The sequence below is a fragment of the Geobacillus sp. FSL K6-0789 genome (assembly GCF_038593135.1).
GTDB classification, from domain to species: domain Bacteria; phylum Bacillota; class Bacilli; order Bacillales; family Anoxybacillaceae; genus Geobacillus; species Geobacillus stearothermophilus.
On the sequence record NZ_CP151966.1, the window covers coordinates 2,971,059 to 2,996,800 of the forward strand.

Sequence of the window (25,742 nt, forward strand, 5' to 3'; positions counted from 1 at the left end):
CTCATTCCCTCTCTCTAAACCGTTTACGAACTGTGATTTGATAAAATATAAGTGGTAGATAAAACATGTAAAGGGTACCTACAGTATTATTAAATAAAGAAACTACTAAAAAACCAGAGCATAATGAAACACAAGTAAGAAGAAAAAGATTAGATATCTCCAAAGATAGACTATGAAAATATTTCCAAAATATTATAAACCATAAAAGAAAGAAAAATAGTCCTATTAAACCATTATAAATAACAAAGGCAATGAACAAATTATCTATTACAAGATTATTGCTTACTTGTTCAGATTGTACCTCTCCTAATCCAAAGAGAAATGAAAAAAGGTTCATATTTTTAATTATTTCTATCCAAGTATCTTTCCTTACATTTAACGTTTCATTATTTAATAAGGATGCCCCAGATGTTTCATTTGATATTATTGTGAGAATTAGAACAACTATTAAAAACGCCAAATATGGATAATAATGTAAAATTAAATTCAATTTTATTTTCTTTCTATAATAGTACAAAACAAGAAATATATTCGAAATAATCATCCATAGAATTACATTTCGTGTCAAAGTAGACCAAATCGAAATCTGCGACATTATATAAGTTATAATTCTGATAAAAAGTCTATTTTTGTAAAGTATTATTCCTGCTAACGACATTAAATTAACAAAAACCGAGAAAAAACCATATACTAACGGACTTTGAAATAATGAAAAGGCTCTAATATTTTGTCCTAAAAAATAACCAAATATTATTGTGTAGTCATCAGTAATCTTATGAACATATTCCCATCCTAATCCTTGAAATACTAAGGGTGAATTATACAAAGTCTGAAGATATCCTATAAAAAACAACGGCCAAGATATTATATATATATATTTTTCAAATTTCGATAAGTTAACTGAGACATTCGCAAATTTATTCATTAATAAAAAAGGAAATGTTATAAAAAACCAACCTACCATATAATTTAAGGAATATATACTACGTTCCAAAGAATAGCCATATACCAATATATGAACCATTACGGAAATTAAACCATAAATCATATTAATAATTGTTACAATTAGTAAACCTCTATGGCACGGAATTAACATTTTCCTATTTAAAATAATAATTATCCATAAATAAGAACTAAATAAAATAGTCAACTTTGCTATTGTTACTGGAAAAATAATTGCCCCAAAAAATTTATATTGTAAATAATACAGAGGACCTGATAACAAAATGTAAAAAAAAGACATTATATTTATCAGCATTATAAAATTGCTAAGCGTCATTTTTTTTTTGTTAAAATTATAAGTATTATTAATAGTTAGTTCATTAGCAGACAAAACATTTTCTATATTACTGTTGGAGATATTATTTCCTAAAATCATATAACACCTCTACTTCAGCCCAATTATTTAAACTTTTCATACATATAATCATAAAATTTCCCTTCAACTAAATCATTAAATAAATTATATTTTACAAAATCATGTTTTTGTTTAACTTCTTCAATAATACATAATAATTCTTTAACTCTATTATCCCAATTGTATTTCAAGCTAGTATTTACACCTTCCTCCACGATTTTCCTAACTTTATCCGGATTCATTATTGCCCACTCAAGTTTTGATGCCATATCCTCAATTTTTCTTGGTAAGGTAACTAGTCCATTTTTATTATCAATCATATAATCCTCTACTCCATATTGAGTAGATAAAACTAATGTTCCACAGGCCATTGCTTCAATAGGTGGTAATGGAAAACTTTCATACCATGATGTTAATAAAACTATATCTGCAGAAGCATAAAGTTTGGCTAAATCTTCATTAAATAATTTCCCTACATATTCAAATTCTGTTTCATATTTTTTACTTGGAGGATTTAAACCAAAAACTTTCCAATTAACTTTTATATTTTTTTTGTTTAATTTTTCCCTAAGTAATTTAACAGCTGATACAGCGTCATCAAATCCTTTCCATTCCCTTTCCTCATCAAAAAAACTGACAATAGTCCAATTATCCTTTGAAATATACTTTTTTAAATAATCTCCATCGTTCTTAAATACACTTAAATCAATCCCTGGATTTAGCAAATATGAACTGACATTAAAGTTTTTATTCAATAGATTTTTTAACCATAGGGAATTAGATATTTTAAATATTGGTAAACTATAAGTCATTCTAGTTATTAACCTTTTAAATAGATCTTTAAAAAAGATTTCTTCAAAATGTTGCATATGATATATTGGAACGGTTTTATCAGATAATGCGGTTGCAGCATATGCAGTCCAACTAAAAGTTGCTATAGTAACATCTGATTCTACCCAATTATTTAACAAGCCACTTATCATTTTCTTTAGAGACGAAATATCTTTAAAATATTTATCGTTATGATTTAATATCAGATTTATTTTATCGTGAACTTTTAATTTTAGTTTTTCGAGTGTAAATTTTTTCGAAAAAACTTTTTCATCTGCAATTATCTTTTTCCAAATACCAATCTCCCATTTAAGTGAACCGTTTGGGGTAACAGCATAAACATCATGACCATACTCTACTAATTTATCCATAAAATTATATAAAACAATTGAACCCCCAGTTTTTCCAAATCCTATCAATAAGTAAGATATTTTCAAAACTAAATCCCCACTTTCAATAAACCAGATTCAAAAGTTTTTAAAGATTTAGCCACGACCATATCCATATCATAATATTGGTACTCTGCTAAACGACCAATGAAAATTAAATTATCATATTTTCTTGCTTCCTCTTTATATAGTCTATATAGTTCCAAGTTATTTTCATTCTTAATCGGATAATAAGGAATATTTTCTCCTGGAATATACTCTTGGGAAAACTCTTTTACAGTTGTTGTTTTGTCAGAAGATTGATTTGTTAAATGTTTAAATTCAGTTATTCTTGTAAAATTATAATCATTTGGGTAATTGACAGTCCCTACTTCTTGTACTTTTTCTTGATTGAACTGTTCAAATACAAAATTTAACGAACGATAAGGTAACTGTCCAAATTTATAATCAAAGAAGTAATCAATCGGACCCGTATAAATAATTTTTCCATTAAATTTTTGCCCGAATAAACTTGCTTCACCTGTTTCAAAGTTAAATTGTAACACTTCTTTATAATCAGTATTCAATAAAATCTTAATATTTTCGTGATCTAGCATTCTTTCGAATAGCTTGGTGTATCCTTCTTTCGGCATCCCTTGATAAGGATCTTGGAAGTAGCGGTCATCCCGGCTAATGTATACAGGCACCCGTCCTGTGACAGAAGGATCTAACTCTTCTGGCGTAACACCCCATTGCTTTGTTGTGTAACCAAGAAACACTTTCTCATATATATAATCGGCTAAAAACTTCAAATCCTCATCTTCAACTTCACGAAGTTTTAAAATAGGTACTTTTTTATTATAACCAAAATTTTCGATAAGTTTTTTCTCTAAACGTTCAGCTAAATTTTTAGGGAATACTTGATGAATAGAGTTCAAATTAAATGGAATCGGTACTTTTTGTCCATCAATAACCCCAAGTACTTTATGATGGTATAAATGCCACTCCGTAAAGTTTGATAAATAATCCCAGACTTTTTTTACTTTCGTGTGAAAAATATGAGGTCCATAGTTATGGATTAAAATACCTTGACTGTCATACGAATCATACGCGTTTCCTCCAATATGATTGCGTTTTTCAATCATTAATACCTTCTTATTTAATTGTGTTGCAATTCGTTCTGCTAGCACGCTGCCAGCAAATCCTGTTCCAATAATCACATAATCAAACATGTTTACCCTCCAGAAGTTTAATTCCTTTCGAATGTAAATACATAAACATTGCCAAAGTAACAAAAAACTCCGAAATAGCGACACCAAAAGCTGTTCCTATATGTTTAAACAAAGGTACCAAAATGATAGCTAAGAAAATATTTAATATACTAGCTAGCATTAAAATATTTGAAAAAGCTTTCTTGTATCCTAGAGTCAACATCGTTTGGATGCCGAAAATGTTACTTAATCCTATTATAAATGGTAAAAAAGCAATAATTTTTAGCACTATCCTGAATCCGTGACAGAAGTGTATCAAAAATGCTGGGAAACCCAATCGTGTCGAGACTTCGACTCCATTTCGAATGTTCACCTATTAGGTGAAGAACCCCGAGTGCAATATTTTGTTGATTGATCCAGTTTTCTTGGCAGCTTTGAACGCGTCTTTATCACGGATTCAGGTTTATTTGTTTTTTTGTACACATAAATAGCAGGAATAGTTAATATTATGAAAGTAAATAAAACTACTTTACTTGGGTGTAAAAGTTGATTTTTTTTATTCAATATGAAACACCACTACTTCGCTTTTTTATGATAAACCTTAATCAGTTTAATTGTAATTTATATCTTACCTAGTTGAATCTTCCTAATTTATTTTGAAAACCATCTTTAATTCCTTTTAAAATATATTTAAATTTATTGATTTTTTCATCTTCAAACAGGGCAACTCTTAATAGATCATATAGAAATGCTGTTACATCGTAGATAAACCACGGAAAATTCTTCTTTGCATATTCTTTATATAAATATATTCTATTTCTAGCATTATAATATTTCCTTATAGGAGAATAATTAGTAGGATAGAAAGTATAACCTAAAAATACTTTCTTATTGCGATTACCTAAATGATGTTTCATCTTAATTTTATCTGTAACTACAATCTTGTAACCCTCCTGATTTAATCTTAGGCATATTTCATTATCAACGTAGTCAATAAAGAGATCTTCCCTAAATCCACCAACTTTTTTAAGAACTGCTAAGTTAAAAAGACTACCTGACTGGATGACTATAAGTGGCTCAATTAACCCCTCACAAGTTTTCCTTCTGTAAAAAAAGTTGTTTGATGTTTTCATGAGAAATTTAGCTCTTTCTCCAGTGTTTCCATCAAAATAATCTGGAGCCAGTATTGCTATCTCTTGCTTATTTTTTATGTTAGTGTAAATCTCTTGGAAAACATCTATGAAATTTTCAGGTAAAATACTATCCTGATCCATTGTCAATAACCATCGAAAATTGTTTTTAACAGCAAAATCCATTGCTAAATTTAGCGCTTTACCAATCCCGAGATTATCTTGATTATAAATAATTGTTAATTTATCATTTTTTAGAGAAGTCAACCTTTTTAAAGACTCTTTGTTAGATCCATTATCTACTATCACAGTATGTTTGACTTGATTTTTTATAGATTTGTATCCTTTTATTATAGTTTCATCACAATTGTAAGTGACTATAACAGCACATACTTCGTTCATCATCACTTTTCATATACCTCTTTTGTTTCCATATCTAAAATAGCCTTTTTAAAACTAAAATATTGGTTATAAAATTTTGAATCTGTAGACCAAGGAAATTGAACGATTTTGTTTGAATAAATATGGTAGTGTGGTTTTATTATGCTTCTCGTATCCGAGTGATTTATCACAGCAATTTTAATATTTTTTTCATTATAATTTCCAATTCTTTCTATTAAACTTTTTATAGAATAACCGGTGTCCAAAGCATCATCTACTATTAAAATGTTGTTGAATACTGACAAATCTGGTAATTTCTCAATATATCGTTTATTATTTTTCTTGTGAAACCCTATTTTTATTTCGATAAACCTCAATGGCTCTTCACCACAAGTTGTACTTGAGATTTTAAGATAGGTATGCATAGGGAAAATAGAGGGGACAAATAACAAGATCAAGCTGATGAAACGTGGGGGATACGGATACAGAAATATCCAGCGTTTTGCATGGCGGGTCCGGCTAGAAACAGCTAACATACTTTCATGACAGGTACAAGTACAACTTTTGGTGATGAACCACCTCAATATATATTTCACTTTATCTGGAAGTATTTTCGAAAACGAGGCTAACCTTTTTTTACTTGAAGTTAAACTTCTACTTACCTTTACTCCATAGCATGGAACGTTGAATTTTTTCGATAATCTGTATCCAATAAGCCATCCACCTGATTCTAAATAAACAATAGCATCAGGTATATACTTTTCTTTTTTAATTACCTCATACAACTGCAGACAACACAGTTCAACGTCCTTAATACTCATACTTATAAAATTAGCCATTTTCTCACCACTAAACAAATAATTTTTTTAACCGCTTTGCTACTCTAGTATACTGGTGAACAATCTTAGGCGAAGGTTCACTAACTTGTTTAGCTTTCATTAGATTTTTTAAAAATTCATAAGGTGTATTAAAAGGATCTATAATCTGATAACTCCTTCCAATTTCTGCAACAGTATGCGAGTCACTACCTACCGCACTAATTTTATTTAATTCCTTACATAATTTATAGGCTTTATCATTAAATTTTTGTTGTCTAGTTCGTGAGTTAAATGTTTCAATAATATCAATTTCATCTTGAAGTGATAGTATCTTCTCTAGCTCTAAACAACTCTTAATTCTATCCTTATCAAATGGATGGGGTATATATACAATTCCCCCTTGCTCTTTAATCTGGTACACTGTTTCTTCAGGAGATAACCCAGGTTCTATATTTTTTTCTAGAAACAAACCTATAATTTCTCCTTTATCCGTAAAAATTTCTTCACCAATTATCACATTTATTTTTTTAGAGTACTCTTTAAACCACAAAGCCCCCTCAATGGTATTGTGATCGGTAATCGCAACACAATTAATACCTTTTTTTAACAATATATTCTCAAGAGCTTTAAAACTTAGTAATGAATCATGGGAAAAAAAGGTATGGACATGTAGGTCTACTTTAATAATATTAATCCCTCCCCAGTTTACTTGATTGATCCGTTATATTTCCCTAATTTATCAAAAAAACCATGGTATATTCCTTTAAAAATATATTTAAGTTTAAGGATTTTCGGTTCTTCAAACATAATAACTTTAAATATATCATAGAAAAAGGACATTATATCATACATAAACCAGTTTAAATTGCTAAGTGCATATCTTTTGTAAGTATAAATTCTATTTCTAGCAACATAATACTTTCTTAAAACGCTGTGATTTGAAGGGATAAACGTTAAACTACCAATCCTAATGATCCTTTTTTCCCCTAATCTATGAAACATTAATGCATCAGTAATAATATATATCTTGTATCCCATTTGAGTTAATCTGAGACAGTACTCATTATCTACGTAGTCAATAAACATTTCTTCTTTAAAAGGACCCACATTTTCAAAAACCTTAGTTTTCATAAGACTCCCAGATGTTATAACAGTTAAAGGTTCTATAAAATGCCCTTTAGCCTTAATTCTCTTAAATTTCCACTTATCCTTAATAACAAAGCGCATGCTATCCTTAGTGTTAATATCAATATAATTCGGAGCCAAGATTCCTACCTTATCCTTATCAAGATATTTTTCATAAACATCAAACATCTTTTCAAGCATATCATTTTTAACTTCCGTATCATGGTCAAAGGTTATGACCCATTCAAACCCTTTATCTATGGCTAGTCTAATTCCTTGATTTAATGCAGCTGCTATTCCCATATTAGTCTCATTGAATATAAAACTCACATTCCGATTTCTTAAAGAATTAATCAGCTGTTCCCTTATTTCAGTAGAAGAACCATTATCGACAATTATCACTTCCTTTACTTGATTTATATAGGAATTTATGCATTTCAAGAAAAATTTAGGGTCTGGATTATAAGTAATTACTACTGCACAAACATTTTTGAACATTAGGATAACTCTTTCTCCTTACATTATATAAGTGGCAATTTTGTTTTACATGGCATTGTTCGCTCTTCTTGTCACCGTGCCAGCTTGTTAGGTGATAAAGTAAAGACGGGACATGGAGGTCGGAAATTCTTTATTACAACCTATATAGATTTATAAATTTCTTTTAATTTTCTCTTCAAAAGTTCTCAATGCTTTTCCTACTACCATATCCATATCATAATACTGATATTCTGCCAATCTTCCCACCATTATGACCTTGTTATATTTTCTAGCCTCTTCTATATACTTTCTATAAAGTTCTAAGTTGTTGTCATTTTTGATTGGATAATAAGGAATGTTCTCACCTGGAATATATTTTTGTGAAAATTCTCTAACAACGGTTGTTTTGGTTGATTTTTGGTTAGTTAAATACTTAAACTCAGTGATTCGGGTAAAATTATAGTCATTCGGGTAATTTACTGTGCCTACTTCTTGAACAAACTCGACATCATATTGTTCAAATTTAAAATTCAAGGAACGATAAGGCAATTGTCCAAACTTGTAATCAAAGAAATAATCAATTGGACCAGTATAAATAATTTTTCCGTCAAATTTTTGTCCAAATAAGTTCGCTTCGCCGGTTTCAAAATTAAAGTGTAATACTTCTTTGTAATCTGTATTTAATAAAATCTTAATATTTTCGTGATCTAACATTCTTTCAAATAGTTTTGTATATCCTTCTTTTGGTATACCTTGATAAGGATCTTGAAAATAACGGTCATCTCGACTGATATATACAGGCACCCGTCCTGTCACAGAAGGATCTAGTTCTTCCGGAGTGACACCCCATTGCTTTGTTGTGTAACCAAGAAACACTTTCTCATATATATAATTGGCTAAAAACTTCAAATCTTCATCTTCAACCTCACGAAGTTTTAAAATAGGCACTTTTTTGTTATAACCAAAATTTTCGATAAGTTTCTTTTCTAACCGCTCCGCCAAATTTTTAGGGAATAACTGATTGATGGAATTTAAATTAAATGGAATCGGAACTTTTTGTCCATCTATAACTCCGAGAACTTTATGGTGATATAAATGCCACTCTGTAAAGTTAGATAAATAATCCCAAACTTTTTTTATTTTCGTATGAAAAATATGAGGCCCATAGTTATGGATTAAAATACCTTGACTGTCATACGAATCATACGCGTTTCCTCCAATATGATTGCGTTTTTCAATCATTAATACCTTCTTATTTAATTGTGTTGCAATTCGTTCTGCTAGCACGCTGCCAGCAAATCCTGTTCCAATAATCACATAATCAAACATGTTTACCCTCCAGAAGTTTAATTCCTTTCGAATGTAAATACATAAACATTGCCAAAGTAACAAAAAACTCCGAAATAGTGACACCAAAAGCTGTTCCTATATGTTTAAACGCAGGTACCAAAATGATAGCTAAGAAAACATTTAATATGCTAGCCAGCATTAAAATATTTGAGAAAGCTTTCTTGTATCCTAGATTCAACATTGTTTGGATGCCGAAAATGTTGCTTAATCCTATTATAAATGGCAAAAAAGAAATAATTTTTAGCACTATAACAGATTGCCTGTAATTATCTCCTAAAACAATATCTACTATGTTTTCCGTAAATACAAAAATCATTAAAGATATTAGGAAGGTACAACCACCGACTATCAAAAGAATTTTTCTTATAAAGATTAACCCTTTCTCAGGACTTTCTGACATTAATCGGCTAATATAAGGATAAATCGTTTGTGAAATTGGATTGATAATCCCAGTTGCAGCATTTATTATTTTTTCAGCGCTTGCATAATATCCTACAACTGTATTATTAGTAAATAAACCGAGAATAAATGTATTGCTAACTGTATATAAGCTAATAGCTACTGTAGAAATAAATACATGCCACCCTTCTTTTAATTGGTACTTAATATCGCTCCAACTAGGGTATACAAAATTTACGCCAAAAGTTCTTTTTATCATGCCTAAAGATATGAATCCAACTAGTATGGTCCCGAGGGAGTTAAGCAATGGAACAAATAGGATATCACTGCGCTGCTTTACCAACAAGAAAATGCCTATCGTAAAAATTGTTTTGGCAATGATATTAAGAATAGTTATATACCTCATTTTTTCTATTCCCTGGAAAAACCAAATAGGGAAAAGAACGTTACCGATAACCATTCCGAATGTTGCTATATATACTAGTTTATGGTTTTGAAATTTTGGGAATAACAAGATCAATAAACAAAGTATAAAGAAACTTATTATCATAAAGAATAACTTAATAGTCATCACCGTACTAAAAATACTTTGAACTCTTTTTTTATTATCTCTATAAATCGCAATTTGATTTGTAGCAGATAGATTAAATCCATAGTCAACTAAAATAATAAAAAACTGAATGAATGATTGAGCAAACGCCACTAATCCGTAGTTGTCCGGACCTAAAACCCTCACTAAATAAGGTAGTGTAAGCAAAGGAAGTATATCACGAGTGTTGATTATCCAAAATTAGACATACGCCTTCCATAAATTTGGGCATACTCAAACAAAGCAGCGGCCATCCCGGATTTCCAATCGAGAGGAAGCTGCCCAGAGAAAAAACGGCGAACAAACGAAATGAAGGAAAGAGAGACGTTCGTCCGTTTTTTGGTTTGATCATACAGCCATCGCAGCAACACATACGCGATGAACGCCGCAAACAGTTGGTTGTATACCGCATTTTCCGTCGTGCCAAACAAGGTCGGGACATTCAGATATTGCTTCACCCAACGGAAAAAGATCTCAACAGTCCAACGTTGTTGGTACATGTCGGCAATGGTTTCCGCAGACGCATGGAAGAGGTTCGTCACGACCCGAATGTCGCGGCCATTCGCATCTCGAAAGATCACTACCCGGTGACGCTTGGTGGAGCGGTATTGTTTCGTTCCCAACTGGCACGTGAAGTCGGCTTGAACCGATGAAGATGCGCTCGGAAGGCGGTTCAAGCTTTTTTTCTGATGAAGTTCGATGTTGTCCTTCATCCGAATGACAAAGAGCTGATGCTGCTCCACAAATCGATCGAGGCGTTCGATTTTGAAATACGCCCGGTCTTCCACCAGCACTTGTTGAGCGTTCGTCAACTGTTCTCCCACCGGGCCATCATGACGCAGTCCGATGGTTTCCACCACGTCTGCCGGCAACGAGGATTCCGGCGAATACGCGACGTGCAGCTTCACTCCGGCGCGTTCGCCGTGATACGGAGCCCATGGGAGGCGGTTTTTCCCGACCGTGACGGTCGTCGAATCCACCACCCGAAGCGGTTTGGGAAACCGAAGCGAACGGCGGGTTTGGCGGTTGCACTTGGAAATGATCAACGCCAACAAGCGTTTCATGATGTCATAGGGAACTTCTTTCGCTTTCTTGGATACAGTTGAATAATGGAATCGCGGCAATCCATACAGAGGCCCCACATCGGCTCCGTGGCGAAAGCTTTTCCATTGATGCATGGCGGCCAGCAGGAAGAAGTGAATCAACTCGCGCAACGTAAAGGTTCGAGACGAATCACGATACCCAACCGCTTCGGCAATCAGTTGAATCTCTTCATCCGAAACAAGTTTTTGCATCAAATTCGGGAGTGTGGTATGCTTGTTCATAGAGAGCACCTCCTGGGTTTGTTTGTGTTGCTACTCACATTCTACAGGAAAGGTGCTCTTTTTTCTATACCCTTTGGATTTTATTGGATAATCAACACGCCTGGAAGTATATAATTTAGTCCTTGCAAAGTTGCTAAAGATAGAAAGTTTTCAAATAATCTTTTTTTATCAGACATACATACTTTTCTCCTATAATCAATAAGCTCCCTTTCTTAAAAGGACCATCAAAACTGTTTTTACGAGAATCACTATATCTAAAAACAACGATTGGTTATATACATAAAATAATTCCACTTCTACTCTTTCAGGATACCCGACTTCACTTCTTCCGCTTACCTGCCAATAACCTGTAATTCCTGGCTTAACTGATAAAAACTTTGAAACCTCTCTTCCGTATTCTTTTAGTTCTTCTTCAACCACTGGTCTCGGTCCAACTAAACTCATTTCCCCTTTTAACACGTTAATCAGTTGGGGAATTTCATCAAGACTCGTTTTGCGTAAGAAGCGTCCTAAATTTGTAATTCTTGGATCTTCGTGCGGTTCTAACTTATAATTGTTTCTTACATATTTTTCATACAGTTCTTTATCTGCTTTCAGTTTTTCCTCTGCATTGACAATCATCGAGCGAAATTTATAAATATGAAATCTTTTTCCGTTTTTTCCTACACGAACTTGTTTGAAGAAAATTGGGCCTTTCGATTCACCGAATAAGTAGAAGATGCTGATAATCAAAAAAAGTGGACTTGTTAAAACAAGTCCAATGATTGCTCCAACAATATCCATTGTTCTTTTCGTAATAGCGTATAGTTTAGATGTATCTTCTAAACTTTGAAAGAAAGTGTATTCTACTCTTTGATTAGAAACAACCGCATCCTGTGCGGTATTCGACTTTGCCAACTCCCCGGTCCTCCCTCTAGAAATGTTGATTTATCAAGGCTTTTCGGCCTCTCAGGGGTGTCCAAAAAATATTTTTCGACAAAATCCCTTACATCCTTTTTCAGTTTTGTGGATATCTTACAGACCTAGGGTGCGCTTCGCGGCCACGGCTGGTTATATTTTCCTGCCGCGGGGGGGAAGCATATTCGATGCACCCTTTGGATCTCCGCGTCGCTGATGAGGACGAACCCTCCCATGTCTCCGGGCGTCTTCGCGCCAACATTCCCTCGTTCGGTCTCGTCATCAGGCGGAGGCCGGCCAAGCTCCTTTAGGGACTCAAGGTCGAATGGATGAAATCACGCCAGCTTCTCCGGTGTCATCTCGTTGTCCAACGATTCTTCCGTTCGCAGGGGGAGGCCTTAGGCCGCCCGTTGCACCTGGGACAAGACGTCCTGTTTCATTCGCTCCGCGTCAAACGCTTGTTTCTTCGTACAAATCGCAAACAGCACATTCAACAGCTTCCGGCACAAGGCGACGATGGACTGCTTTCCGGTCAGCGGATTGACGGATCGGGTCGTATAATACTCATGCAGCTCGCGAAACGCCTTGTTATGCCGAATCAGCGGAATCATCGCCCGAAACAGCACCGAGCGCAACCGTTTCCGTCCCCGTTTGGAGATGTGCTTTTGCCCTTTGCGCTGGCCGGAGGAGTTCTCCTTGAGCGTCAGGCCCGCCAACTTCACCAATTGGCGCGGGTCCCGATAATGGGCGAAGCTGCCGATCTCCGCCAGCAGATCGATGATCGTGGCGTCTCCCAACCCGTCGACCGTTTTCAGCCATTGATACTCCATCGTCGTTTGAACCAATGCCTTCAACTCGGCGTCCAGTGCGGCGATCTCCGCCTCCAATTGGCGGTATCGGCGGACGAGCGCGGCGATCTCAAACCGGGCCATCGCTGTCCCTTCCGTCACCCCAATCGAGTCCTTCGCGGTGTTGATCAACGCCTGAATTTTGGCCTTCTGCGGGCATTTCATCCCTTCGCTTTGCCGGTACACCTCAAGAAGCTCCTCCACCGTCCGGCCGGCCATATCAGCCGGAAGCGGCGTCCACTCCAGCACCGAAAGCGCCGTTTTCCCCAGGTCGCGAAACACCGTCCAAAACTCCGGAAAATATCGGTCGGTCCAGCGGACGATCGCGTTTTTCACCGCCGTCTGTTCCTTGCGGAGCTTCTCTTTGAGCGTGCTTCCCACGCGCAAATCGGCTTCGATCTCGTGCAGCAGCCGGGGGACGAGGAATCGTCCGTCTTTTGCCAGTCTGGCAATGACCAGGGCGTCTTTGGCGTCGTGTTTCGTCGGCAGGTTGTCATCGAGTTCTTTCGACCGGCACACATGCGCCGGGTTGACCATGACCAACGGGATCCCGTGCTCCTCGAGGAAGTAGGCCAGGTTCAACCAGTAGTGCCCGGTCGGCTCCACCGCGACGATCACCTCTGACTTCCCAAACGCTTGCATCGCCTCCTGAATCGCTTTATACAGCTGCTGAAACCCCTCTTTCGACTGGAAGATCGGGAACGACTTGCGAAGCACGCGCCCCCGGTCATCCACGAAGCAGGCGTAGTGGGTTCGTTTCGCGATATCGATGCCCACGACAAGCGTTTGTTCCGTAACTTGATCAATTTTATAGTTTTGTGTACAATTCATCTGAAGTCCTCCTTGGCATGATGGTAGGTATTGTTTGACACCCCTGCATCATACCAAGAGGGCTTTTTTTGATCAAGTCCCCGGAAAAGCTCCTAACGGGAATGCTCCTTTTATTTCTCTTCTACTTTCAGATCATTTAGTACTCTCTCCATGAATTGAATAAGATCTTCTCTTAACTCCTCATGCTGCAACGCAAACTCAATCGTCGTCTTAATAAATCCGATCTTTTCTCCGACGTCGTAGCGCTTGCCTTCGAATTCGTAGGCGAAGACACGTTGAATTTCGTTCAATTTTTGAATCGCGTCGGTGAGCTGGATTTCGCCGCCGGCACCGGCTTCTTGTTTTTCAAGGAATAAGAAAATTTCCGGTGTAAGTATGTATCTTCCCATAATCGCTAAGTTGGACGGTGCAGTGCCTGGCGCTGGTTTTTCGACGAATTGGCGGACTTGGTAACGGCGTCCGTGTTGTTCGATTGGATCGATAATGCCGTAACGGTGCGTTTCGTTATCAGGCACTCTTTTGACACCAATAACGGAACTGAGAGTTTGTTCATATTGGTCAATTAATTGCTTTAAGCACGGTGTTTCCGCTTGGACGATGTCGTCGCCAAGCAGCACGGCGAACGGTTCATCGCCGATAAAGTTGCGCGCGCACCAGACGGCATGTCCCAACCCTTTCGGCTCTTTCTGGCGGATGTAGTGGATGTCGACTTTCGATGGTTCTCTTACTTTTTCGAGTAAGTCGTATTTGCCTTTTTGAATTAAGTTTTGTTCAAGCTCAAAAGCGTTGTCGAAATGGTCCTCGATCGCGCGTTTCCCTTTCCCCGTGACGATGATGATATCTTCGATGCCGGAGGCGACCGCTTCTTCGACGATGTATTGAATTGTTGGTTTATCGACAATCGGGAGCATTTCTTTCGGCATCGCTTTCGTCGCCGGCAAAAATCGTGTGCCGAGCCCCGCCGCCGGGATGATCGCTTTGCGCACTTTTTTCATCTATATGTAACCCCCTATGTATAGTTGGCCCCTATGCCCCCGCGCATCGGTGCAACCGCAGCTGCGCCGATGCGCCGATGCATATGGGCATAAAAAACAGCCCCTTTTCGGGACTTAGTTTGGCATTTTTGATTTCAGATTCAAGATTTCTTTTTCATGATCGATCAGTTTGTCAAACATCACATCGGATCGGCGCTGCAAGTACGAGACGGTGACATCGACGGATTTTCTTATGCTGGTGACATCGTTTAAAATGAGTGCTTGATTGTGTTTGGAAATGCGCAGCTCTTCGAGGATTCGCTCTTGCATCTGCTTCATGCCGGCCATCTCGTGTTCTAGTGTTTGTTGGCCTTGTTGCAGCTGGGTGATGTCTTTTTGGATTTGAGAGACCGTCGTTTCCAATGTCCGTTGGCCTTCTTGGAGCTGGCCGATCTCACGCTGCAATGCATTCTGGCCTTCTTGCAACTGGATAATGTCTTTTTGAATTTGGGAAACCGTCGTTTCCAATGTCCGTTGGCCTTCTTGCAGTTGGGCGACATCACGCTGCAACGCATTCTGCCCTTCTTGGAGCTGGGCAACGTCCTTTTGAATTTGGGAAACCGTGGTTTCTAATGTCCGTTGACCTTCTTGCAGTTGGGTGACTTCCTTCTGAAGCTGGGATACATCTTGCTGCAGCTGCGATACGTCTTGACGAATGTGCCCGACTGCGCCTTCCAACCGTTCGAGCCTGTCGTGGACTGGTTTCAGTTCTTCTTGCAAGACGGAACGAAGCAATTCTTTCAGCTCTTGGCTCATGGCTTCACCTCCTTGACGCCATTATAGCATGGCGCGGCAGGGAAACGTTACAACGTGTATTCTCCTTGTCCGGAGTTATTCAGTGGAATGCGTTGATGAGGAACTTCATACCCCAAAATGACAAGGCTTGGATCATCCCAGTCCGCATACGGCGGCTTCTTCACAGGTTTGCCCACCGGCTGCCGAAACAAAGCTGGATCTGGCGAGTTTTTCGATAAATGGTCATCCTGGTAGGCCGTGTATACACATATTTTTGAAAAAGGCGGAAGATCCAAAAGCCCTCGTAACATATAGGCATGAAGCATGCCTCCTTCAAACTGCTGTTTCGCCTTTTCCCAACTCTTCACTCTTACTGTTTTTTTACATTCAAAAATGTGCAGTTCCCAACATTGCTTCTCTCTTCTGACAAAGACGATGCCATCGGGTGTGTTTTTGGTTCGAAGATAAGGGAATCCGTTGTTAGGCTTGATCGAAAACACTACGGCTTCGTTGGAACAGTGGAGCGTTACTTGTGCTTCTCCCGATTTTTCCTGCTCGATCACATATAACGTTCCGCCTGTTTCCCCCGTTTTCTCATAAAAGCTTCGCTCAAGGTATTCGAGGTTATTCATCCTCTCCATCCTCTTCCCCGATCTGGAATGCATACGTCTCTTCATTCAACTGCCAAATGACTTCATTGAACGTTTCCGCCGGAAAGCCGTTTTCGGTCGGAATGAGCGGCATGATGATCGTGTCTTGGCCTTGCATGCGGAACTGGTACGCCCTCACCTTTTTCGGATCAATCGCGTCCTCATCGACATAGCCATACGTTTTCATCAACTGTTCTCTCTTTGGATGCTGGTGAAGTTTGATCAAATTGTTCACCTGTTGGAACAAAATATCGCTATGGGTGGTCAACCACACCGGCATGCCTCGGTTGGCCAACTTGACAAGCGCTGTCGCTAATATGCGCTGGACGCGTGGATGCAGATGCGCTTCTGCCTCTTCAAAAAAGAGTGAACGGTACGTTGCTTTTGATTTTAAAAACAAAATGAGCGGCGACAGTTCAGTTACAAGCGACGATGTGACGTATAACGGCAAGCGCTCTTGTTTGCCTTGTGGGCAATAGTAGAACGATGGAATCGGTCCTTTTTCTTGGTCCATGGTTCCGTTGGCAATCTCGGTTTCAATAAATCGTCCGATGTCCGCATATTTCGACTGTCCGCTTTCCTCCAAACGCAACAACGCTTGCAAGAATCGATAGACAGGCAACGTGAAGTCAAGGGATGGTTCCTCATGTTCTTCGTTGATCATCCGTTCCATCATCTCTTGCACCAGCGCCTTGTAAGACAACATGAACCCTGTTCTCGAAGCGGGCAAATACAGCGCTTCGCCAATGGCCCGCCCTTGGATGCCGCCTTGTCTGGATGGTGGGTAAAACGGCGATGTAAGTCCATCCATCAGCAAATTCCACGTAATGTATTGAGCCATGCGATACCGCTCTGTCGCTTGTCCCTTGCTTCGATCCGTATACGGGATGCGAATATAGTGTTTCCCCGTCGAAAAACGAGCGCCTTGGAGCGAATCTTTCTTTTCAAAGATGATTCGCAGCGGTTCAGAACGGCGGTACCGCTCGATGCTTAACGAACCGATCGGGATTTTGCGCCGAAAAATCGTTCGAACCAACTCGCTTTTTTTGTTTCTGAGAACATCATTAAACCATTGGACAAACAGCTGCGCTTCACGGTCTTGGATGAGGCAGTCATCGCCGATAGACGATTCAAGAAAGCGATCGATTTCCTTGTACGTGGACGTGTTCGGAGGGTCTTTTGGAAACAGCTTGCGCCCCTCGGACAACACCCCCCAAAGAAGCGACATCAAATAGCTTTTCCCGCTGTTGTTGTCGCCGACAAACAACATTAACGGGGCAATATCGATTTCCCCCTGTTTGATCTTTCCGAATCGCTCAACCTTTAACGCCCAAGTTTGTTCCATGCGCGTATCGCCTCTTTTCGCAGATTACGGATCCTCTATCTTTCTATTATAAACGATACGCCTGACTCATAATCACTGAATTAGATAAAAACGAGTGAAAAATCGGGCATCTAACCCGCCCTCACGCCACACCCTCGACGACAGGCGTCTAAGGTGCCGGGACCGTCATCGTCCCCACCCACGGCATGGCCGAGTGCCTCCATTGATAACGGTAAGGAGACATCACCGGAAAAAGCGCGAAGCAAGAAAAAGGCCTGTCTTTAAGACAAAGAAGCCGCTGCTAGGAATCTCTCGCCGCGCGCCGAATTGTCTTAAAGAAAGAGCCGCTGCTATTGGATGCCGTTCGACATGATCCTGAATCGTTCTACAAGAAACAAGCCATGTTTCGACACCGAACGGACAAAAAAAGAAGTATCTCTTCTACTTTTTTATATCATACTCCCAACTATTTCTAAAAGAGGCCGAGGAACTTTTTCTTTCTCACTCGCTGCGGCTCATCGCGGAATACGGCTTGGCCGCGGATGAGCTGCTCGGCGTTTTCGCGGAAGTAGTAGAGCGCCTCGGTGCCGAATTCTTTGCGGACCGTTTCGTACGCCTCGCGAAGGTGGAACGGCCGCGTTTTCGTGTTATGGACGTCCGAGGCAATGAAGTGGGCCAAGTTCGCTTCGATCAGCTGAAAGGAGAACGTTTTGATGTTCTTGCCGAAATGGCCTGTAACGCTTGATGCCGTCAGCTGGGCCAAGGCACCGCGTTTGACGAGCTGGTACAGCCGCTCTGGATATTCGATGATTTCAACGTTTCGCTCCGGATGGGCGATGATCGGGATGAACCCTTTTACTTGCGCATCAAAGAGGAGCTGCTCCGCATACTTTGGTACATGATCGGGCGGAAATTCGATCAAAATGTATGGCGTATCGGCAAGCGTCATCACCTCGCCGCGAGCCAGGCCGTCAAGCAAGTCGCCGTGGATGCGCACTTCCTGGCCAGGAAGGACGGTGAGGTCGATGCCGCGCCGTTTCAATTCGTCGTTCAACTCAGCCGCCAAGGAAAGGACAGCTGGTCTTGGGTTTTCATACGTCCCATTTTGATGATGGGGAGTGGCGATGATCGTCGTGATTCCTTCCTTGGCTGCAGCCTGCGCCATGACGATGGCGTTCTCCATCGCAGCCGCTCCGTCGTCAACGCCGGGCAAAATATGGCTGTGAATGTCGACCATCGTCCACTCCTCCTTTTTTCGCTCTACTAAACACCTATTATGTTAACATAGAAAAAACAAGCTATCAATGGGCGATATTTGTCGAACATTATCGAAATGGAAGGAAAATTCCACCGATTAGGGGGCAAGCTGGAACGCCTTCCAATGCGGCTGTCAGTTGTCTTCTTTTCGAAAACGGTCTATAATCGAAATGGCATGCACGAAAATTTCGGAATGGAAAAGGAAGAGTGCGCATGAGAGCAGAACGTCGAAAAAAGAAGAAAACATGGCTCCGCTGGGTGGCGGGATTGCTTGTTGTGTTATTCGCTGGAGCGGGAATATTCGCCTATTCTATTTATCATCATGTGAAACAGACGGCAAACCAAATGCACGAGAACGTCAACTGGAAGTCGGAGAAGCGGAAAGAGGACGTTTCGTTTGAACGGAAAACGCCGATTTCCATTTTGTTGATCGGTGTCGATGAACGCAAAGGGGATCGCGGGCGTGCAGATACGCTGATTGTCATGACGGTGAATCCGAACAAGCAGTCGATTGAGATGGTGAGCGTGCCGCGCGACACAAGGACCGAAATCGTTGGAAAAGGGACGGAAGATAAAATCAACCACTCGTACGCCTTTGGCGGGGTGGAGATGACGATGGCGACGGTGGAGCATTTCTTAGATATTCCGATTGACTATTACATTAAAGTCAACATGGAAAGCTTCCGCGACATCGTGAATGCCGTCGGCGGGGTGACGGTGAACAACCCGTTCGCGTTTACGTATGAAGGAACGCATTTCCCGAAAGGCGAGATTACATTGAACGGAGACGAAGCGCTGAAATATTCGCGCATGCGCTACGACGACCCGCGCGGCGATTTCGGGCGCCAGGACCGGCAAAAGCAGATCATTCAAGCGATTATTGAGAAAGGCGCCAGCTTCTCGTCGCTCACAAACTACAGCGATGTGCTCGCGGCGATCGGGAAAAACGTGAAAACGAACTTGACGTTTGAGGAAATGAAATACATTCAGGCGAATTACAAAGACGCCCGCAAGCACATTAAGCAGCTGCATATTACGGGACAAGAGACGAAAATCAACGGCATTTATTACTTGCTTGTGCCGGAGAGCGAACGGTTGGCGATTTCAAATGAGTTGAAGGAGCATCTGGAGTTGAAGGCAACAGCGGCGAAGTAAATGCGACGCGCACCTTGTAAGGTGCGCGTTTTTATTGGGCGATGAAGCGCTTGGCGAGCGCATTGGCCCACACGTTGGCGCCTTCTGCGGTCGGCAGGTCGGTTTGCGGGTCGACATAGCGGTTCAGTTCTTCGCTTTGATCGTCGGGCCAGGCGGGCCAATGGTTGAGATACGGATAGCCGTTCTCATTGGCGAACGCTTCGAGCCGTTCCACTTGACGCGGATAGTAGGTCGCGTTGTAAATCGGGTTCGGCGGCTGCAAGATCACGACCGCATTCGGGGCCGCGGATTTGAGCCCGGCGAGGATCGATTGGATGTGGGCGAGCGTGTCGTCGATCGTCACGACGCCGTTGTCGTTTAATAAAAACGGTTCAAGCAAGACAAGATCCGGCTTATCCTTGGCCCAGTCGGCGGCGATGCGCTGCCGATCGGCGTCGGCGGTCGTCAAACCCTCGTATTCGTGGACGGTGATGTGAAACACGCCTTTCCCGTACGCTTTGTCGAGCGCCTGTTTTAATAAATCAGGCCAGCCGCCGTTCTCTGGCGTTGATTCCGAGCCAGCGATGACAAGGCGGATTGGGCGTTTTTCCTCGACAGCCCGTTTAATGGCAGCTTGTGCGGCCGCGGGCAGCTGCTTGGCGCGGGCGAGGATCGCTTCCGTTTGGCTCGTCTCCGTTTCCTGCTTGGCGGATATTTCGACTTTCGCCCGCGCCGCCTGCACGGTGGCGTCGATTTTTCGTTCCCAGTACAAATGCCCGGTTATGATGAAGGCAAGGCAGGCGGCGGTGAACAACAAGATCAAGATGAAGTTTCTCAACGGCTCTCCCCCTTTTCTCTATCAGAACGGCTTCCCGCGGTCGGGAAGCCGTTTTTGGTTACTTGTATTGATAGTAATAATAATACCCGCCGTCGCGGTGCTTCCGCTTGTTCAAAACGACGCCGAGCAGCTTGGCGTTGGCCGCTTCGAGCAGCTCCTTCGCCTTGACGGCCGCCTCGATTTCCGTGCCGCCGCTTTCGATGACCAAGACGGTGCCGTCGCATTGATTGGCTAAAATTTGCGCGTCTGTCACGGCCAAGACAGGCGGAGTGTCGAAGACGACAAGGTCAAACGTCTCATACAGCTGTTCGAGGCATTGCGCCATCGCTTTCGAGCTGAGGAGCTCGGCGGGGTTGGGCGGAATCGGGCCCGACGTCAAAACCGACAAGTGATCGATTTCGGTCGCTTGGCACGTCGGCAACAGCGGCGCCGAGCCTGTTAAGACGTTCGTCAGCCCCATGTAGTTGTTCAGGCGAAACGTGTAATGCACCGTCGGTTTGCGCAAATCAGCATCAACAAGTAGCGTCTTTTTCCCTTGTTGGGCGAAGACGACAGCCAAGTTCGCCACGGTGGTCGATTTCCCTTCGCCAGGCCGCGTTGACGTGACAATTAAGGAACGAAGCGGCGCATCAATGAATGAAAACTGGATATTCGTCCGGATCGTCCGATATTGCTCTGCGATGGGCGATTTCGGATTGTCAAATGTGATCAGCTTCCGCTCCGCTTTGCGGATTGATGCTGCTGGTTTACGAGCCAATGGTTTCACCTCTTGTTTGTGGAATGACGGTTTCGTGTTTCGCTTTTTTCCTACCTTCCGCCGTGATCAAACTGACCGCGCCGAGCACCGGCAGGCCGAGATGTTTTTCGACGTCTTCTTCCGTTTTGATCGTGTTGTCCAAATATTCAAGCAAGAACGCAAGCCCTACACCCGTCATCAAGCCGACGACAAAGGCGATGGCCATGTTCAGCAATGGCTTCGGTTTGACCGGGGCTTGATGGTCTTTCACTTCCGCTTTCGAGAGAATCGTTACGTTGTCGATGTTCATGATTTTGACGATTTCGTTTTTGAACACTTCCGCGGTTTTGTTGGCGATCTTGACCGCCAAGGCAGGATCGGGATCTTGGACGGTGACGGAGAACACTTGCGAGTCTTTTTCGCTTGAGACTTGAATCTGTTCGTTCAGCTCGTCGATCGTCCGGTCAAGGCGGAGCTCGTCTTTCACTTTTTCCAAAATGGTCGGGCTTTTGATGATGACGCTGTACGTGTTGATGAGCTGCACGTTCGTTTGGATTTCATTGAAGTTGTAGAGCTGCTGCTCCGATTTCGCTTGGTTGACGAGAATTTGTGTCGATGCCTGATAAATCGGCGTTAATAGAAAATAGCTGACCACACCGCTTACAACGGTCGCTAGCGCGGTGATCAGCACGATGAGCCAAAGCCGTTTGCGCAATGTTTCGAACAGCTCACGCAGGCTGATCGTTTCTTCCACCAGTATTCCCCCTCTCTTGTCTGTCTCCTTCTTGGTTGACGTTCGCGGTACGTACGCCCCCTCTGATGCAAAAGGGAAGGTTGTACAAATGTTTCCTCCGCAAGAACATCCCGATGTTCGACCTCTGTCCCGATCTTTCGAACATGAATCGACATTCCCATTATAGCGAATGAAGCGAAACATATCTAGCCTAAATCAGTACTAATTTTGGCGAAACGAAAAGGCCGCCTCGATCGGCAGCCTTTTTTCGTTATTCGTCTTTATTGTCTTTGTCGTTAGCGTCTTGCGGGTCTTCAATTGGGTCTTCGCGGTCCGGAACCGTATCGTGCTCATCGTCGCCCGGTCCGTTGTTCGTGTCGTCTCCCGGCGGGAGTTGATTGTTTTGGTTGTCGTTCAAATCAGCATCGCGGTTGTCCGGGATGCCGTCGTTGTCTTTGTCGTTGTCGACGTCATCGTTTTGGTTGATGTCATCGGCCGGGTTCACGTCTAGGTCGTTGACATCGTTTTGATTGTTGTTCGGCGGCGGCGGATTGTCTTTGTCGCCATTGCATCCGGACGCTAAAAAGAGGGCGACGATGGCGCTGAACAGTTTGAACAGCAACGCCTTTTTTTTCATGGCACCTTCTCCTTTCTTCGTGTTGTTGTGACCTTATGTAAGACCGGTCCTTGTTTATCTTTCCCAGAAGAGCGCATTTCATGCAAGGGGAATGAAACAAATGCGGAGGTGGCGTTTAGGGGAATGAACATACGCGCCCCGCAAAGGAGCGCGCGTTGGTCAGCCGTTTGTTTTCTCACCAAGGGCGAACATGAGCTCTGTTTCGCAGACGAGTTCGCCGTCGACGGTGGCGGTGCCTTTGCCTTTGCCGATGGCGCCGCGGGCGCGGAGAATTTCGACTTCCAGGCGAATTTGGTCGCCTGGTTTCACTTGCCGCTTAAAGCGGCAGTTGTCGATGCCGGCGAAAAAAGCGAGGCGGCCGCGGTTTTCTTCGCTTTGCAGGAGGACGACGGCGCCGACTTGGGCGAGCGCCTCGACGATCAACACGCCGGGCATGACCGGGTATTCGGGGAAGTGGCCGGCGAAAAACGCTTCGTTGGCGCTGACGTTTTTGATGCCGACGGCGCGCTTTCCTTCTTCGATTTCCAGAATGCGGTCAACAAGCAAAAACGGATAGCGGTGCGGGATGATCGCTTGGATTTGTTGGATGTCAAGCATAGAAACACTCCTTTTTCATGATCATCAAGACGATGACGCGGCGAGGTGCTGCTTACGTCCCTTTTTCGACAAAGTCGAGGATGTGCTGCCACGTCGAGGGGCGGAACACGTCAAGCCACGCTCCGTCGCCGATGGCGCTGTAGCCAACGACCGCGCCGGCGGCGAGGCTTAAGGCCATCAAGGCGGCGACGATGATGAGCCGGGTGCGCGCGAAACGGCGCGGCGCGGCCGCCTCCTCTTCAGCCGGAAGGGCTTGGGCTTCCGGTTCAGCGGGAGCCGGCGGGCTCTTTCTCACTCGGCCTTTCCGCCTTGCCATCCGGGAAGACGGCCGATGCATACGCTCTTGATGCCTCTCGTCACTCATCGCGATCCTCCTTATGAGGAGCGCATGCCGTTAATCAGCCCGAGCATTTGTTCCGAAATGGAAATGGCGCGGGCGTTCAGCTGATACGCTCGGTTTGTCGCCATTAGGCCAACCATTTCTTCGCCAAGGTCGACGTTCGACTGTTCCAAGGCGCCTTGCTTGACGCCGATTTGGCCACGCAAATTGCCGTTGAGCTCCCGAGCGGCGCCAGGGACATCCGGCAAGGTGAAGACGTTGTCTCCCTGGGCTTCGAGAAGCTGCGGACGGTCAATGGCGGTGACGCCAAGGTTCACGCGGGCAACAACCGCACCGCTGGCATCAGTGGCCGTCAGCATCCCGGTTGGGGAGAGCTGAAAGCCGGTTGTGCCGGTGGGAAATTCGATGGGCCGATTCGCTTCATCGAGCACCGGGCGGCCGTCGCTTGTCACGAGGGCAAGACGCCCGTCCATAGGAGTGACAGAAAAGTTGCCAGCGCGGGTGTAGCCGATCGTTGTGTCACCGTTGGCATTGGCGACTTGAACGCGAAACCATTGGTTGGCGGCGGTGAAGGCGAAATCGAGCGCGCGGCCGGTCTCGACGAGCGTTCCTTGAGCAGACACAAGCATCGTCGAGGCGAGGCGCGCCCCGTTGCCGTAACGCACGCCGGCCGGCGTCTCACGTGGCGCTTCGTCGGCGGGGAGGCGGTCGACTTGCTGGGCGAGGAGCTCAGCGAAGCGCGCTTCGCGCCGTTTAAAGCCGACGGTGTTGCTGTTGGCGATGTTGTGGCTGATCGTATCAAGCCGCTCTTGCAAGGCGTTCATCGTGTTGGCGGCGGTGAGCATCGAACGAAGCACGGGCTTGTCCTCCTTTTGTCATCATTTCAGGCGGCCGACTTCATTGACGGCCTTGTCCAAGCTGCGGTCGTACGCTTGGATGATTTTTTGGTTTGCTTCAAACGTTCGGTAAGCCGCGAGCAAGTCGGTCATCGTCCGCTCAACGTCCACGTTCGACCGTTCGAGAAACCGCTGCTTGACGGTATACGTGACATTGCCGGGCGCCTGCGGCAATGGCCCTGCCGTGCTGCGGAACAGGCCGTTTCCTTCCTTCACCAATGTTTGCGGGTTGGCGGCGAAGGCGACGCCAAGGCGGGCGATTTCCCGGTTTCCGGTGATGATCGTCCCGTCGTCGCGGACGGCGAACGTTTCATTCGGAACGGCGATGCGCTCGCCATTGCCATCGAGCACATACCAACCGTCTTGCGTGGTTAAATAGCCGTCCGGGCTCACGGTGAAATGGCCGTTGCGCGTGTACCGGATGTCGCCTTGGCCGTTTTCGACGGCAAACAAGAGCGCCCCGCGCTGCCCGCTTGCCGGGTCGACCGGGACTTGTCCATCGACTAAGGCTACATCAGTGGAGAGACCGGTTTCTTTCATATCCCCTTGGCGGAAGTTCGGGATGAGTTCTTGCATATAGACACCCGTCTGGAGCGGCCCGATCGCCGTTTGCGTCAGAATGGCGCGCGGCGGGGCGGTCGGAATCGGCTCGTCCTCGAGGCGGCTCATCAACAGTTCCGGAAACGCTCTCATCGCTCCTGCATCAGCTTTGTATCCCGGCGTTTCGGCGTTCGCCAAGTTGTTGGTCAGCATCTCGACGCGCCGCTCCTGGGCGAGCATGCCGCTCGCGGCGGTATACAATCCTCTTAGCATGACAGCTCCCTCGCTTGTCCATGAAAATTCGTGGCAGAAAGCCGCTGCCGGCGTTGGCGGGCGGCTTGTTGATTCCATTAT

General features: G+C 43.3%; 27 protein-coding genes and 1 pseudogene. 2 read left to right on the forward strand and 26 right to left on the reverse strand.

What is annotated here, in order from left to right; translation table 11 throughout:
* Window position 1: 1 nt before the first annotated feature.
* The 6 genes from NSQ51_RS15750 to NSQ51_RS15775 form a co-directional block, all read right to left on the reverse strand.
* Window positions 2–1,378 carry a hypothetical protein gene (locus tag NSQ51_RS15750; RefSeq protein WP_342462712.1) on the reverse strand — a complete coding sequence of 459 codons (1,377 nt, stop codon included), beginning with the start codon at window positions 1,376–1,378 and terminating at the stop codon, window positions 2–4.
* 23 nt (window positions 1,379–1,401) lie between these two features.
* Window positions 1,402–2,625 carry a glycosyltransferase family 4 protein gene (locus NSQ51_RS15755; RefSeq protein ID WP_342462713.1) on the reverse strand — a complete coding sequence of 408 codons (1,224 nt, stop codon included), beginning with the start codon at window positions 2,623–2,625 and terminating at the stop codon, window positions 1,402–1,404.
* A 2-nt stretch (window positions 2,626–2,627) separates the two neighbouring features.
* A complete protein-coding gene (gene glf / locus NSQ51_RS15760) occupies window positions 2,628–3,788 on the reverse strand; it encodes a UDP-galactopyranose mutase (RefSeq protein ID WP_342462714.1) in 1,161 nt (386 codons plus the stop codon).
* On the reverse strand, window positions 3,781–4,056 hold the full coding sequence (locus tag NSQ51_RS15765; protein WP_342462715.1) for a polysaccharide biosynthesis C-terminal domain-containing protein: 276 nt from the start codon (window positions 4,054–4,056) through the stop codon (window positions 3,781–3,783). The genes glf (NSQ51_RS15760) and NSQ51_RS15765 overlap by 8 nt, the downstream gene beginning before the upstream one ends.
* A 343-nt stretch (window positions 4,057–4,399) precedes the next feature.
* Window positions 4,400–5,302, reverse strand: a complete 903-nt coding sequence (locus NSQ51_RS15770; RefSeq protein WP_342462767.1) for a glycosyltransferase family 2 protein — start codon at window positions 5,300–5,302, stop codon at window positions 4,400–4,402.
* The gene (locus NSQ51_RS15775; RefSeq protein WP_342462768.1) at window positions 5,302–5,703 is read right to left on the reverse strand and encodes a phosphoribosyltransferase; all 402 of its coding nucleotides are present in this window, start codon (window positions 5,701–5,703) and stop codon (window positions 5,302–5,304) included. Before NSQ51_RS15775 ends, NSQ51_RS15770 begins: the two co-directional genes overlap by 1 nt.
* A 1-nt stretch (window position 5,704) precedes the next feature.
* On the opposite strand from NSQ51_RS15775, the pseudogene NSQ51_RS15780 reads away from it, so the two are divergent.
* Window positions 5,705–5,824, forward strand: a pseudogene (locus NSQ51_RS15780) (transposase); the annotation flags it as partial.
* Between the two features lie 303 nt (window positions 5,825–6,127).
* Here NSQ51_RS15780 and NSQ51_RS15785 read toward each other — a convergent pair.
* The 12 genes from NSQ51_RS15785 to NSQ51_RS15840 all read right to left on the reverse strand — a co-directional run bounded on the left by NSQ51_RS15785 (window position 6,128) and on the right by NSQ51_RS15840 (window position 18,917).
* The gene (locus NSQ51_RS15785) at window positions 6,128–6,814 is read right to left on the reverse strand and encodes a PHP domain-containing protein (protein WP_310794045.1); all 687 of its coding nucleotides are present in this window, start codon (window positions 6,812–6,814) and stop codon (window positions 6,128–6,130) included.
* Window positions 6,802–7,719 carry a glycosyltransferase family 2 protein gene (locus NSQ51_RS15790; protein ID WP_121674109.1) on the reverse strand — a complete coding sequence of 306 codons (918 nt, stop codon included), beginning with the start codon at window positions 7,717–7,719 and terminating at the stop codon, window positions 6,802–6,804. The genes NSQ51_RS15785 and NSQ51_RS15790 overlap by 13 nt, the downstream gene beginning before the upstream one ends.
* A 150-nt stretch (window positions 7,720–7,869) precedes the next feature.
* A complete protein-coding gene (gene glf / locus NSQ51_RS15795; RefSeq protein WP_121674110.1) occupies window positions 7,870–9,027 on the reverse strand; it encodes a UDP-galactopyranose mutase in 1,158 nt (385 codons plus the stop codon).
* The gene (locus tag NSQ51_RS15800; RefSeq protein ID WP_342462769.1) at window positions 9,020–10,183 is read right to left on the reverse strand and encodes a flippase; all 1,164 of its coding nucleotides are present in this window, start codon (window positions 10,181–10,183) and stop codon (window positions 9,020–9,022) included. Before NSQ51_RS15800 ends, glf (NSQ51_RS15795) begins: the two co-directional genes overlap by 8 nt.
* A gap of 44 nt (window positions 10,184–10,227) precedes the next feature.
* On the reverse strand, window positions 10,228–11,361 hold the full coding sequence (locus tag NSQ51_RS15805; RefSeq protein WP_121678437.1) for an IS4 family transposase: 1,134 nt from the start codon (window positions 11,359–11,361) through the stop codon (window positions 10,228–10,230).
* 195 nt (window positions 11,362–11,556) lie between these two features.
* Complete coding sequence (locus NSQ51_RS15810) at window positions 11,557–12,144, reverse strand: sugar transferase (protein WP_183085394.1); 588 nt, start codon at window positions 12,142–12,144, stop codon at window positions 11,557–11,559.
* A 512-nt stretch (window positions 12,145–12,656) separates the two neighbouring features.
* Window positions 12,657–13,937, reverse strand: a complete 1,281-nt coding sequence (locus tag NSQ51_RS15815; RefSeq protein WP_341083684.1) for an IS110 family transposase — start codon at window positions 13,935–13,937, stop codon at window positions 12,657–12,659.
* Between the two features lie 110 nt (window positions 13,938–14,047).
* Complete coding sequence (galU, locus tag NSQ51_RS15820; RefSeq protein ID WP_121650095.1) at window positions 14,048–14,932, reverse strand: UTP--glucose-1-phosphate uridylyltransferase GalU; 885 nt, start codon at window positions 14,930–14,932, stop codon at window positions 14,048–14,050.
* Between the two features lie 114 nt (window positions 14,933–15,046).
* Window positions 15,047–15,727 (reverse strand): hypothetical protein, encoded by a 681-nt coding sequence (locus tag NSQ51_RS15825; RefSeq protein ID WP_121650096.1) that lies wholly within the window; start codon window positions 15,725–15,727, stop codon window positions 15,047–15,049.
* A gap of 47 nt (window positions 15,728–15,774) precedes the next feature.
* A complete protein-coding gene (locus tag NSQ51_RS15830) occupies window positions 15,775–16,338 on the reverse strand; it encodes a hypothetical protein (protein WP_049626530.1) in 564 nt (187 codons plus the stop codon).
* Complete coding sequence (locus NSQ51_RS15835) at window positions 16,331–17,701, reverse strand: AAA family ATPase (RefSeq protein WP_049626531.1); 1,371 nt, start codon at window positions 17,699–17,701, stop codon at window positions 16,331–16,333. The genes NSQ51_RS15830 and NSQ51_RS15835 overlap by 8 nt, the downstream gene beginning before the upstream one ends.
* 451 nt (window positions 17,702–18,152) lie before the next feature.
* Window positions 18,153–18,917, reverse strand: coding sequence for a CpsB/CapC family capsule biosynthesis tyrosine phosphatase (locus NSQ51_RS15840; RefSeq protein ID WP_121650097.1), 765 nt, complete (start codon window positions 18,915–18,917; stop codon window positions 18,153–18,155).
* Between the two features lie 233 nt (window positions 18,918–19,150).
* On the opposite strand from NSQ51_RS15840, the gene NSQ51_RS15845 reads away from it, so the two are divergent.
* A complete protein-coding gene (locus tag NSQ51_RS15845; RefSeq protein ID WP_121650098.1) occupies window positions 19,151–20,092 on the forward strand; it encodes a LytR family transcriptional regulator in 942 nt (313 codons plus the stop codon).
* A 31-nt stretch (window positions 20,093–20,123) separates the two neighbouring features.
* Here NSQ51_RS15845 and NSQ51_RS15850 read toward each other — a convergent pair whose 3' ends face one another.
* The 8 genes from NSQ51_RS15850 to NSQ51_RS15885 form a co-directional block, all read right to left on the reverse strand.
* Window positions 20,124–20,909, reverse strand: coding sequence for an SGNH/GDSL hydrolase family protein (locus NSQ51_RS15850; RefSeq protein WP_121650099.1), 786 nt, complete (start codon window positions 20,907–20,909; stop codon window positions 20,124–20,126).
* 58 nt (window positions 20,910–20,967) lie between these two features.
* Window positions 20,968–21,666, reverse strand: a complete 699-nt coding sequence (locus tag NSQ51_RS15855) for a CpsD/CapB family tyrosine-protein kinase (RefSeq protein WP_049626534.1) — start codon at window positions 21,664–21,666, stop codon at window positions 20,968–20,970.
* Window positions 21,656–22,399: a YveK family protein gene (locus tag NSQ51_RS15860; RefSeq protein ID WP_121650100.1), complete on the reverse strand. Its 744-nt coding sequence runs from the start codon at window positions 22,397–22,399 to the stop codon at window positions 21,656–21,658. Before NSQ51_RS15860 ends, NSQ51_RS15855 begins: the two co-directional genes overlap by 11 nt.
* A gap of 250 nt (window positions 22,400–22,649) precedes the next feature.
* Window positions 22,650–23,015: a hypothetical protein gene (locus NSQ51_RS15865; RefSeq protein ID WP_121650101.1), complete on the reverse strand. Its 366-nt coding sequence runs from the start codon at window positions 23,013–23,015 to the stop codon at window positions 22,650–22,652.
* Between the two features lie 159 nt (window positions 23,016–23,174).
* Entirely contained in the window at window positions 23,175–23,612 is a 438-nt protein-coding gene (gene fabZ / locus NSQ51_RS15870) for a 3-hydroxyacyl-ACP dehydratase FabZ (protein ID WP_064213655.1), read from the reverse strand.
* A gap of 52 nt (window positions 23,613–23,664) precedes the next feature.
* Window positions 23,665–23,976, reverse strand: a complete 312-nt coding sequence (locus NSQ51_RS15875; protein ID WP_064213654.1) for a DNA-directed RNA polymerase subunit beta — start codon at window positions 23,974–23,976, stop codon at window positions 23,665–23,667.
* 11 nt (window positions 23,977–23,987) lie between these two features.
* Window positions 23,988–24,809, reverse strand: a complete 822-nt coding sequence (locus tag NSQ51_RS15880) for a flagellar hook-basal body protein (RefSeq protein ID WP_049626537.1) — start codon at window positions 24,807–24,809, stop codon at window positions 23,988–23,990.
* A 21-nt stretch (window positions 24,810–24,830) separates the two neighbouring features.
* The gene (locus NSQ51_RS15885) at window positions 24,831–25,661 is read right to left on the reverse strand and encodes a flagellar hook-basal body protein (RefSeq protein WP_049626538.1); all 831 of its coding nucleotides are present in this window, start codon (window positions 25,659–25,661) and stop codon (window positions 24,831–24,833) included.
* Window positions 25,662–25,742 lie beyond the last annotated feature (81 nt).